At 66.6% G+C, this 11385-nt stretch carries 11 protein-coding genes; 9 read left to right on the top strand and 2 right to left on the bottom strand.

Annotated elements, in window-relative coordinates; translation table 11 throughout:
• Window positions 1-25 precede the first annotated feature (25 nt).
• The gene (locus DUPY_RS00960; protein ID WP_070245857.1) at window positions 26-796 is read left to right on the top strand and encodes a PEP-CTERM sorting domain-containing protein; all 771 of its coding nucleotides are present in this window, start codon (window positions 26-28) and stop codon (window positions 794-796) included.
• A 169-nt stretch (window positions 797-965) separates the two neighbouring features.
• Window positions 966-1982 carry a calcium:cation antiporter gene (locus DUPY_RS00955; protein WP_229255192.1) on the top strand — a complete coding sequence of 339 codons (1017 nt, stop codon included), beginning with the start codon at window positions 966-968 and terminating at the stop codon, window positions 1980-1982.
• 3 nt (window positions 1983-1985) lie between these two features.
• Here DUPY_RS00955 and DUPY_RS00950 read toward each other — a convergent pair whose 3' ends face one another.
• Window positions 1986-2846 carry a sensor histidine kinase gene (locus tag DUPY_RS00950; RefSeq protein ID WP_070245855.1) on the bottom strand — a complete coding sequence of 287 codons (861 nt, stop codon included), beginning with the start codon at window positions 2844-2846 and terminating at the stop codon, window positions 1986-1988.
• A gap of 175 nt (window positions 2847-3021) precedes the next feature.
• Here DUPY_RS00950 and DUPY_RS00945 point away from each other — a divergent pair, with 175 nt between their 5' ends.
• Window positions 3022-3912 carry an AraC family transcriptional regulator gene (locus DUPY_RS00945; RefSeq protein ID WP_070245854.1) on the top strand — a complete coding sequence of 297 codons (891 nt, stop codon included), beginning with the start codon at window positions 3022-3024 and terminating at the stop codon, window positions 3910-3912.
• 82 nt (window positions 3913-3994) lie between these two features.
• Window positions 3995-4480 (top strand): hypothetical protein, encoded by a 486-nt coding sequence (locus DUPY_RS00940; RefSeq protein ID WP_070245853.1) that lies wholly within the window; start codon window positions 3995-3997, stop codon window positions 4478-4480.
• A 6-nt stretch (window positions 4481-4486) separates the two neighbouring features.
• Here the strand turns inward: DUPY_RS00940 and DUPY_RS00935 are convergent, their stop codons facing one another.
• On the bottom strand, window positions 4487-5395 hold the full coding sequence (locus DUPY_RS00935; protein WP_070245852.1) for a LysR family transcriptional regulator: 909 nt from the start codon (window positions 5393-5395) through the stop codon (window positions 4487-4489).
• A gap of 100 nt (window positions 5396-5495) precedes the next feature.
• On the opposite strand from DUPY_RS00935, the gene DUPY_RS00930 reads away from it, so the two are divergent.
• From DUPY_RS00930 to DUPY_RS00910, 5 genes are all read left to right on the top strand, one after another.
• The gene (locus tag DUPY_RS00930) at window positions 5496-6263 is read left to right on the top strand and encodes an SDR family NAD(P)-dependent oxidoreductase (RefSeq protein ID WP_070245851.1); all 768 of its coding nucleotides are present in this window, start codon (window positions 5496-5498) and stop codon (window positions 6261-6263) included.
• 79 nt (window positions 6264-6342) lie between these two features.
• A complete protein-coding gene (locus DUPY_RS00925) occupies window positions 6343-7500 on the top strand; it encodes a sensor histidine kinase (RefSeq protein WP_070245850.1) in 1158 nt (385 codons plus the stop codon).
• 87 nt (window positions 7501-7587) lie between these two features.
• Window positions 7588-9054, top strand: a complete 1467-nt coding sequence (locus DUPY_RS00920; RefSeq protein WP_070245849.1) for an alkaline phosphatase — start codon at window positions 7588-7590, stop codon at window positions 9052-9054.
• A 22-nt stretch (window positions 9055-9076) separates the two neighbouring features.
• Window positions 9077-10480: an alkaline phosphatase gene (locus DUPY_RS00915; RefSeq protein ID WP_141749363.1), complete on the top strand. Its 1404-nt coding sequence runs from the start codon at window positions 9077-9079 to the stop codon at window positions 10478-10480.
• A 137-nt stretch (window positions 10481-10617) separates the two neighbouring features.
• Complete coding sequence (locus DUPY_RS00910; RefSeq protein WP_070245848.1) at window positions 10618-11322, top strand: hypothetical protein; 705 nt, start codon at window positions 10618-10620, stop codon at window positions 11320-11322.
• Window positions 11323-11385 lie beyond the last annotated feature (63 nt).

Below are 11385 nucleotides of genomic sequence, written 5' to 3'. Positions count from 1 at the left end.
CCCTCCAACTGACAAAGGAAGACTCATGACTTTGAACAAAGCATTGATGGCGGTGGTGTTGTCCGTAGCTGGTGGCGCCGCGTTTGCTGCCGGCGGCTCCACCACGGTGGATTTTTCCAACGGTAACCAGGGCTGGTATGGCATGGAACCGGCAGACGGCATCGGCGGCTCCGGCATCGACACCAGCATGGGCCACGGCGCGCCGGCGCTGCGCACGGTGATCGAAAACTTCGGCATTTCGTTCGGCACCACCACCAACGCCGCCTTCCTCGGCGACTACACCGCCAAGGGACCTGTGACGCTGGGCCTCGACATCAAGGCCAATGAGATCAAGTTCTTCAACCAGGACGTCGCGCGCGACGTGGTGGTGGAGCTGCGCGACTACGGCAACACGCCAGCCGGGATGCCGTACTCGAGCGTGTGGTACAAGCTCGGCACCATCGACGCCACCCAGGACTGGCAGCACCTGTCGGTCACCATCGGCGACCCCACCGCCACCGGCCTGCCGGCGGGCTGGGGCGGTTACGGCTCCACCGACGACGGCGCAGGTCCCAAGCTGCCCACCGGCCGCAGCTTTGCCGACGTCCTGGCCAGCGTGGACGAAGTGGTCTTCGGCACCTTCGTGCCCGGCTATATGTACGGCTTCACCAACTTCGACGTCGCGGTGGACAATATCTCGGTCACCGCCGTGCCGGAGCCGTCCACCTACGCCATGATGCTCGGTGGCCTGGGGCTGATCGGCTGGATGCGCCGGCGCAAGCAGGCGGACGCGCGGGGCATGCCGGCTGCGGCCTGACCGTCCGGACTCACGCATACGCTGCCGTGACAGGGTCGAGGGATGCGCAAGTTACAATGCGCTTTCCAGAATCAAGCACGGGAGCGTCACAGTGAAAATAGCGAAGTCTTTGCCCCTCTGGTCCGTCGCCGCGCCGGTGGTGGCCTGGTTGCTGATCGCCGGCCAGGCGATGGGCGCCCAGGCCATGGTCGGCCAGGTGTATACCTTGCTGCTGGTGGCTGGCCTGTTTGCCGGCGTGCTGGCAGCCGTGTTCCACGCCGAGGTGGTGGCGCACCGGGTGGGCGAACCGTACGGCACGCTGGTGCTGGCGCTGGCCGTCACGGCCATCGAGGTGGCGCTGATCGTCTCGCTGATGATCGCCGGCGGCGAGTCCACGGCAGGGCTGGCGCGCGATACCGTGTTCGCGGCCGTGATGATCATCCTGAACGGCATGCTGGGCCTGTGCCTGCTGGCCGGCGCCAAGCGCCACGGCGAGCAGACCTTTACGCTGTCGGGCGTGTCGGCCGCGCTGACCACGCTGGCGGCCATTTCCATCCTCACCATGGTCCTGCCCAACTACACCACCACCGTGCCCGGCCCGTCGTACAGCGCCAGCCAGCTTGGCTTCATCGCGCTGGTATCGCTGGTGTTGTACGGCACGTTCGTGCTGGTGCAAACCGTGCGCCACCGCGATTACTTCCTGCCGGAAGTGGCCACCAACGACGAAGACACCCACGCGCCGCCGCCGCCATTGAAAATGACCTGGCTGTCGGCCGCGCTGCTGCTGGCCTGCCTGGGCAGCGTGGTGTTGATGGCCAAGATGCTGTCGCCCACGCTGGAAGCGACCGTGCTCAAGCTGGGCGCACCGAAGGCCGTGGTCGGCATCATCATCGCTGCCGTGGTGCTGCTGCCGGAAGGTATCGCCGCGTTCCACGCCGCCCGCGCCAACCGCCTGCAAACCAGTTTGAACCTGGCGCTCGGTTCGGCCCTGGCCAGTATCGGCCTGACCATTCCGGCCGTGGCGGTGGTGTCGTTGATGACCGGCTGGACCCTGTCGCTCGGTATCGATGTGAAGTCGAGCGTGCTGCTGTTGCTGTCGCTGATCGTGGCCACGCTGTCGCTCGGTACCGGCCGCACCACGGTGATGCAGGGCACGGTGCACCTGGTGATTTTCGCGGTGTACCTGTTTACGGCCATCGTGCCGTAATTTTTACCACTGGTGCCGGCGTCCGTAAAGGCGCTGGTGCCATGCCAGGCCGGCGTCTTCCGGTTGCGGGGTGCACGGCACCACCAGTGTCACCCGGCTGCCGCCTTCTGCGCGGCGCGCCAGCGACAGGTTGGCGCCGATCAGCACCGCGCGCTCGTGCATGCCGGTCAGCCCCCAGCCGCCGAGCCGCGTTTGCAACAGCAGCGCGTCAGGCAGGCCCACGCCGTCGTCGGTGATGGCGAGGGTGAGGGCGTGGCTGCCCCATTCCAGCGCAATATCGACATGCCGCGCCTGGGCGTGGCGCAGGGCGTTGGCGATGGCTTCGCAGGCGATGCGCACTACCTCGGACCGGGTCAGCGCCGACATGGCCAGCGCCGCGCCGTGGCTGTGTATGGCTACTGCCACCGCGCTGTCGTGGCGAAACCGTTCGGCGCTACGGGCCAGCGCCGTGGCCAGGTCGGTCGAGACCGTGGCGGCCCGCAAGTACATCAATTCGTCGCGGCCTTCTTCCATCACAGCGGTGGACAGGTCCAGCGCCCGTTCCAGCTCCAGGCGGTCGTTCGAGCCCGCCGGCAGCCTTGCGATCGCCACGCCCAGGCGCAGGATCAGGCTTTGCAGGCTTTGCAGAAAAGCGTCATGCAGCGCGCGGGCGATGCGCGCGCGTTCGGCCAGGCGGATATCGTCGCCGGTCGGCGGTGGCGTGGCGGCTGGGCCGCGTTCGGCGCACCCCAGCCGGTAGGCCAGCCAGACCACCATGACGGCCAGCATGGCAGCCACACCAAGTCCCTCGCGCTGCAGCGTCAGGCCGGCGGCGCAGGCGCACAGGCCGGCCACCAGTAATCTGTTCTGTCGTTTGCTGCGCATCGTGCCGCTCCCTTTCCACTATTCCGTCGAGCCCAGCATAGTGCGGGCCGATCCCCGCCGGCTTGTACAAAAACGACGTGGCCGGCGGTAAAACGTCGCCATCGGGGGCTTACAGGCAGGCCAGTCGGGACACTGGTAAACTGTCGGGCGACAAAACAGCGCTGCGGAGGGGCAAGTGGGCAAGGCGTACGGCGACACCATGGGCGAGTATTTTGGCCGCCGGCATCTGCCTGCGGTCGAAAGCGCGGCCCTGGCCAACGATGTGGCGCTGACGTGGTTGCAGGCGCGCAGCGGCACCGGCATGACGGCGCCGATTCCGGCCGAACCGGCATTGCTGCTGGCCGTGCAGCTGCAACCGCTGCGCCAGCACCGCCTGTGGCTCGATGGCAAGGCAGTGCTGGTCGATCCGTATCAGGCCGGCGCGCTGACCATGCTCGACCTGCGCAGCCGGCCGGTGGCCGACCTGGTAAGCGGTTACGAATGCGTCCAACTCTACCTGCCCCATGCCGCGCTTGACGCCCTGTCCGACGTCCAGGAAACCCGGCGCCTGGACAACCTGCCGCTGCTTGAGGGCGCGGACGACCTGGTACTGGCGCACCTGGCCCGCATCGCCCGGGTGGCAGTGAACCCGTCCGGACCGGCCACGTCGCTGTTTCTCGACACGCTGTTGCTGTCGGTCCATAGCCACCTCACGCAGCACTATGCCGGCCAGGCCCGGCGCGGTCCGCAGCGCGGCGGCCTGGCGCCATGGCAGGAGTCGCGCGCCAAGCAATACATGGAAGCGCACCTCGATACCCGCATCGGCCTGATGGAACTGGCGGCGCTGTGCCAGCTTTCACCGGGCTACTTCGGCCGCGCCTTCAAGGTCAGCACCGGCGTTACCCCGCACCGCTGGCTGATCACACGCCGCCTGGCGCGCGCGCGCCACCTGATGCTGCGCTCCGAACTGACGCTGGCCGACATCGCCCAGCGCTGCGGCTTTGCCGACCAAAGCCACATGGCGCGCGAATTCCGGCGGACTGAAGGCCATGGCCCGGCGCAGTGGCGGCGCGCCCAGGCATCGTGAGGCCGCAGTCACGCGGCTAACCGTGCGGGCCCGGCAATACAACCCGAGTTATCATATAAATAACTCAAACACGGGAGCATCCATGACCATCCGTCATCCACAACGCCGCGCCGCCGCACGCGGGCTGGTGATCGCCAGCATGCTGGCAGCGTTTGCCATGGGCGCGCCAAGAGCCGGCGCGGCCGATGCGGCCGCATGGGCCAAGGCGCGGCCCTCGATCGAGGCGGCGCTGACCTGCGCCAGCATTGACAAGTTCAAGCAGGCCGAAGGCACGCTGGCGAGCGCTGGCTGGAATGCGTCGCAGGGCACCGATCCGGTGACGCTGCCCGTGCCACTGAAAGTGTTCGGCTTCGATACCCTGCGCATTGCGGTCGCCAATGACAGCGGCGAGCAGGTTTATCGCGCTTTTTTGCCAGGCATAACCGTCGCCCAGCTGGCCAAGGCAGCCAAGCTCAAACCCGGCAAGGACGGCCAGCACTATAGCCGCGCCACCAAGCTTGGCGTACTGTCTGCCGGCACCGAGGAGGGCGTGACGGCGCTCACCTGTACCATCGATACCGAAGGCTGACCGTCGTCAGGCGCCCTGGCCTGCACGCAGGAATTCGACCAGCGCCCGCAAGGCCGACGGCAGCTGGCGCTGGCTCGGGTAGTACAGGAAAAACCCTGCCACCGGTGCGCACCAGTCGTCCAGCACCGTTACCAGGCGGCCAGCGGCCAGATGACCGGCCACCGCCGCCTCCACCACGTAGGCGAGGCCGGCGCCGGACAGCGCAGCGCCGACCAGCATCGCGTGGCTGTCCACCACCAACTGGACGCCGGGCTCGAAGGCGGCCGTGACGCCGTCGCGGCCAAACTCCCATTTGCATAATTTGCCGGTGCCGCTGCCGTTCCTGATGCGGTAGCCGATGCAGCGGTGCGCATCGAGTTCGTCTGGCGTTGCTGGCGCCGGCCGCTCGGCCAGGTAGGCGGGCGAACCCACCACCACGATGCGCAGCGGCGCGGTCAGGCGAATCGCCACCATGTCCTGCTCGACGCTGTCACCCAAGCGGATGCCGGCGTCGTAACCGTTGCCCACCATGTCCACGAAGCGGTCGTCGCTGGCGATGTCGAGCGTGATGCCGGGATGGGCGCGGGCAAAGTCGCCGAGGCGCCGGCCCAGCACCAGGTCGGCCGCCAGGTGCGAGGCGTTGATGCGCACCGTACCGCGCGGTTCGCTGCTGGCGGCGTTGACCTGGTCCACCGCGCCGGCGATCTGGCGCAGCGCCGGCCCTACCTGGTCGAGCAGCGCCATGCCGGCTTCGGTCAGCGCCACCGACCGCGTGGTGCGGTTAAGCAGGCGCACGTCCATCCGCGTTTCCAGCGCGCGCAGCGAGTGGCTCAACGTGGAGGCGGTCAGGCCCAGCTGTTCGGCCGCGCGGCGAAAGCTTTTGTGCTCGGCCACGGCGGCAAAGGCGATCAGTTCGGCAAGTTCGTTCGAGCGCATGATTGATGAATACGGGCCAGCAGGCCAGGTGATGGTGGACGGCTTATCGCCGGCAAACGGCGCGTCTATAGTAGGTGCTTCGTTTACTGGAAGGCATATTATGGAACAGAATTTCAACCAGCGACTGCCGGGTCGCGTGGCGCTGGTCACCGGCGGCGGCTCCGGCATCGGCCGCGCCGCCGCTTTGGCTTACGGACGCGAAGGCGCGCATGTGGTGGTGGCCGGGCGCCGCCAGGCCGAACTCGATGACACCGTGGCCCTGATCACGGCTGCCGGCGGCGTCGCCTCGGCCTGCGTGGCGGACGTGTCGCAAGGCGCCAGTGTGCGGCAACTGGTCGCCACCGTGATGGCGCGCCACGGCCGGCTCGACATCGCTTTCAACAACGCCGGCGCGGAAGGGCGCTTCGCGCCGATCGCCGAGCTGACCGAGGACGACTTCGACCACATCATCGGCACCAACTTGAAGGGCGCCTGGCTGTCGATCAAGCACGAGGTAGCGGCGATGAAGGCCGGCGGCGTGATCGTCAACACGTCGTCGTGGCTGGCGGTGCGCGCGGTGGCGGGCAGCTCGGCCTACGCGGCCAGCAAGGGCGGCATGGACGCCATGATGCACGCGGTGGCGCAGGAAGTGGGGCCGCAGGGCATCCGCATCAACAACCTGTATCCCGGCATTATCGACACGCCGATGTTTCACCGCCTGGGCGACGACGCAGCGCTGGCCGGCTTTGCCGCCGCCACGCCGCTGCGCCGCGCGGGCCTGCCGGCCGATGTGGGCGACGTGGCCGTGTGGCTGTCCACCGACGAGGCGCGTTTCGTTACCGGCCAGAGCCTGATGGTCGATGGCGGTTTTACGCTGACGTCGATGTAAGTAAGCAACAGTGCGGCAAGCCGCAGGTGCTATCATCGCCCACCCCTTTGATAGTCCCCTTAACGCGAGGCGAGCACCCATGGCACACCTTCGGCTTGCCGATTTTATCCGCACCAATATCGAGGCGATCCTGCAGGCCTGGGAAGATTTTGCCCGCACCGTCGAACCGCCGGCACTGACCATGGACGACGTCGCGCTGCGCGACCACGCCCGGCAGATGCTGCTGGCCGTGGCCGACGACCTCGATCAGCCGCAGTCCGAAGGCGAACGGGTGGCCAAGTCGCAGGGCCTGGGGGACCGCGACCATGAAGACACCGCCTCCGAAATCCACGCCGAAGCACGCCTGCTGTCGGGCTACACCATCGTGCAACTGGTGTCCGAATACCGCGCCCTGCGCTCGAGCGTGCTGGCGCTGTGGGACGCTTTCACCAAGGAAGAACGCGCTACCGACAGCGGCGACATGACGCGCTTTAACGAGGCGATCGACCAGGCGCTGGCCGAATCGGTGGCGCGCTACGAGTACCTGGTGAAAAAGTCGCAGAACATGTTCCTGGCCATCCTGGCGCACGACCTGCGCAACCCGCTCGGCGCGGTGGTGATGGGATCGAGCTTCATGATGCAAGCGAGCGACATTCCGCCCAAGTACGCGCTGGCGGCCACCCGCATGTACAACAGCGCCCGCCGCATGGGCAGCCTGGTCAACGACCTGATCGACTACACCCGCACCCACTTCGGCGCCGGCATGCCGATCGATGCGCGCCACGGCGACCTGGCCAACGTCAGCCGCCAGGTGGTGGAAGAACTGCGCACCTTCCACCCGGAGCGCAATATCGCCCTGCAGGCGCCGGCCAGCGTGATGGCGATGATCGACAACGGCCGCATCGCGCAAATGCTGTCCAACCTGATCGGCAACGCCATCCAGTACGGGCTGGTCGATACCCCCGTGGCGATTGCCGTGGTGGCCGATAGCGGCAACGACATTATCATCACCGTCAACAATTTCGGACCGGCCATTCCGGCCGACAAGATCGCCGGCATCTTCGACCCGCTGGTGCGGGTGGGCCACGAGGGCAGCCCGGATGCGGGCGAACACACCAGCCTTGGCATCGGCCTCTACATCGCGCGCCAGATCGCCCATGCCCACGGCGGCCGCATCGAGGTCGTTTCCGGCGAGGAGAACGGCACCACGTTCAGCGTCACCTTGCCATTGCACCGGGGCGGTCCGCACGCGGCCTGACGTTGTAGGAGGGCCACGGCCTGTCATCAGCTGGTAACACCGGCTTGTTATCTTGCAAATCTTTAAAACGATTGCCGGATACACACCATGAACCGCAACTCCTTGTGCAAGCCGATGCTCGTTGCCGGCCTGACCGCCGCCCTGCTGGCCGGCTGCAACAGCGATTCCACCCCCGTCAACAACGCCGCGCCCACCACCCCGGTGGCTGCCGCCCCCAAGAACGTGATCTTCTTCCTCGGCGACGGCATGGGCATGACCACCATGACCGCCGCCCGCATCTACGCCGTGGGCGAAGAGGGCGAACTGACCGTCGATACGCTGCCGGAGTCGGCGTTCGTGAAAACCTTCTCCAACGACGCCCAGGTGACCGACAGCGCGCCGTCGATGGCCGCCTACATGACCGGCGTGAAAATGAACAACGAAGTGATCTCGATGTCGACCAACACGGTCGCGGTCGATCCGGTCAACGACGCCAATGGCAACAAGCTCGGCAACAACTGCGGCGCCAGCAATGGCACGGCGGTGCCGACCCTGCTGGAACAGGCCAAGGCGCAGGGCATGGCCACCGGCGTGGTCACCACCACCCGCGTCACCCACGCCACGCCAGCGGCGACCTACGCCCACATCTGCCACCGCGACCTGGAAAACGATATCGCCGCCGCCTCGGTGCCGGGCGGCGCCGGCTTCAATCCCGCGCTCGGCACGGGGCTGGACGTGCTGCTCGGCGGCGGCAGCCAGTTCTTCGTGCCGGTCGCCGCCGGCGGCAAGCGCAGCGACGGCCGCAACCTGATCAACGAGATGAAGGCCAAAAACGCCACCTTTGCCAGCAACGTCACCGAGCTCAATGCCGTCGACGCCAGCAAGACCGAGCGCCTGCTGGGCCTGTTCACCTCGAGCCACATGAGCTATGACCTCGACCGTGATCCGGCCAAGGAACCGAGCCTGGCGGAAATGGCCACCAAGGCCATGGACGTATTGGCCAAGAACAGCAAGGGTTACTTCCTGATGGTGGAAGGCGGGCGCATCGACCACGCGCTGCACGAAACCACGGCCAAGAAAGCCCTGCACGACATGGTGGCGTTCGACAACGCCATCAAGGCCGTGCTGGCCAAGGCGCGCATCGCCGACCCTGATCTGAAAAACACCCTGATCGTGGTTACCGCCGACCATGACCACACGCTGGTGCTGAACGGCTACGCCAAGCGCACCGGCAAGACCACCGCCGCCAACGCCGGCGTGCTGGGCGTGGTGAAGAACTACGTGACCGGCGCGGTGGACAAGGACCTCGACGGCGCACCGTATTCGATCATCGGCTTCGGCAACGGCGAGAACCGCACCCAGGGAAACCGCAGCAGCATGGCCAGCATGGACGACAGCGTGACCGGCGCCAACACCTACCACCAGGAAGCGGTGGTGCGCGTGGCCGTCGGCGGCGAGACCCACGGCGGCGCCGACGTGTTCCTGGGCGCCATCGGCAAGGGCGCCGAGAATTTCACCGGCACCATCGACAACACCAAGGTGTTTAGCCTGGTCAAGACCGCTTCCGGCCTGTAAAACTTTCACACGGATACCAGACATGAAACCTACCCTGATTGCGGCCAGCCTGGCCCTGGGCCTTGCCACGACTTTTGCCCTGCCAGCGCACGCCGCCGGCGAAGCCAAGAACATCATCTTCTTCCTCGGTGACGGCATGGGCCCCACCACCATCACCGCCGCGCGCATCTACAAGTACGGCGAAGACGGCAGCCTGACCATGGACACGCTCGAGCGCACTGCGCGCATCAAGACCTTCTCGGCCGACGCCCAGACCACCGACAGCGCCCCGTCGATGGCCGCCTACATGACCGGCGTCAAAATGAACAACGAGGTGATCTCGATGTCGCCCGAAACCGTGGCCACCAACCCGGGCCGCGACGCCAACGGCAACCTCGGCGTGAACAACTGCGCGGCCACCAACGGCACCCCGGCTGCCACCATCCTGGAACTGGCCAAGGCCAAGGGCAAGGCCGTGGGCACGATTACCACCACCGAGCTGACCCACGCCACGCCGGCGACGGCCTGGTCGCACATCTGCAACCGCAACGCCCAGTACCAGATCGCCGCGCAGCTGGTGCCCGGCGGCGCCGGTTTCAACACGGCCCTGGGCGATGGCGTCGATGTGCTGATGGGCGGTGGCCGCAACCACTTCACCCCTTACGGCGCCGGCAACACCACCGGCCGCGCCGATGGCCGCAACCTGCTGACCGAGCTGGCCGCCAAGGGCTACACGGTGGCCGCCAACAAGACCGAGATGAACGCCGCCACCGGCAAGAAGTTCATCGGCCTGTACAGCAGCCGCAGCCACCTCGAATACGAACTCGATCGCACCGCCACGCCGCCGCTGGGCGAGGGCGCCGCGCAACCGAGCCTGGCCGAGATGACGGTCAAGGCCATGGACCTGCTGGCGCAAAACACCAACGGCTACTTCCTGATGGTGGAAGGCGGCCGCATCGACCACGCGCTGCACGGTACCAACGCCAAGCGCGCGCTGACCGACACCATCGCTTTCGACGACGCCATCAAGGCCGCGCTGGCCAAGGCCAGGCTGACCGACCCGACCCTGACCAACACCCTGATCGTGGTCACCGCCGACCATGACCACACGCTGGCGTTCAACGGCTACGGCAAGCGCGGCAATCCTATCCTCGACATCAACCGCGGCTACCGCGACGGCCAGCCGGCCAAGGATGCCGATGGCAAGACCTACACCACGCTGGTATTCGGCAACGGCCCGAACCGCCCGAACCTGCGCGACAACCTCGACAGCACCACCGTCATGGCCGACAACTACCTGCAGGAAACCGGTGTGCGCCTGTCGAGCGAAACCCACGGCGGCGGCGATGTCAAACTGTTCGCCACCGGCGCCGGCGCCAAGCCGTTCAAGGGCACGCTGGATAACACCAAGGTGTTCGGTTTGCTGAAGACGGCGTTCGGGTTTTAAGTACGCGATGCAAAGGGTCTTGGTGGACCGCCAGGCAGGCGGGAATCCAATCAAGACGAAAAACGCCATTCCGTCATTCCCGCGCACGCGGGAATGACGGAATAAACGGAGTCGGCATTAATTCATACAGAAATATCATGCAAACTTCCAGCCTATCTGTCCTTCTCGCCACGCTCAGCCTCGCTGGCACCGTCCACGCCGTCGCCAACGCGCCGGCTGCCTCCGCGCCGGACCTGGACCTGGCGATTACCTACTACAGCAAAACCTTGACGCCCGACGGCGTCACCCGCGAGTCGCGCTACCAGGAAACCATGTTGCGCCGGCCCGGCCACGTGTGGAGCGCGCGCGTGCTGCCGGCCAATGCGCCCCAGCACCAGCACCAGCACCAGAACGAAGAGGGTGGCCACCGCCACGGCCTCAATCACATCGCCATGCCGCGCCACGTGATCGCTGCCGGCAAGACGCCGCGCCTGGAGTTTGTCGATGCCAGGGAGAAGGCGGTGATCACGATTCCCGCCACCGAATTTGACAACGTCAACTTCGACGGTTCGTGGGACCGCGCGTTCTACCTGCTCGATCCACGGCTGCTCAAAACCATGACAGTGACCACCCGCGCCAGCACCACCCCGGGCGCCAGGTGGCGCGAGCGCGAGGACAATGGCGTCTATCAGCGCGTGCTGTGGGACGAACAGCGCCAGATTCCGTTGATGATCGAGAGCGGCGACAAGGCCGGGACCTTTTACCGCCGGGTGGACGTGGTGGCGCGCGCCGGTGCAACGCCGGCGCCGTGGAAAAATCTCCACGGTTACGCACAGCGCGAGTTCGCCGACTTCCTCGATTAAGCGTGGCCGGCACGCCGGCCGATCTGCGCCTCTGCCGTTAGCCAGAGGCGTGGATAGGCCATC

The organism is Duganella phyllosphaerae, assembly GCF_001758785.1.
GTDB classification, from domain to species: Bacteria; Pseudomonadota; Gammaproteobacteria; order Burkholderiales; family Burkholderiaceae_D; genus Rugamonas; species Rugamonas phyllosphaerae.
The sequence above is the reverse complement of the archived record's forward strand: the minus strand, read 5'-3'. Positions and strand labels throughout refer to the sequence as shown.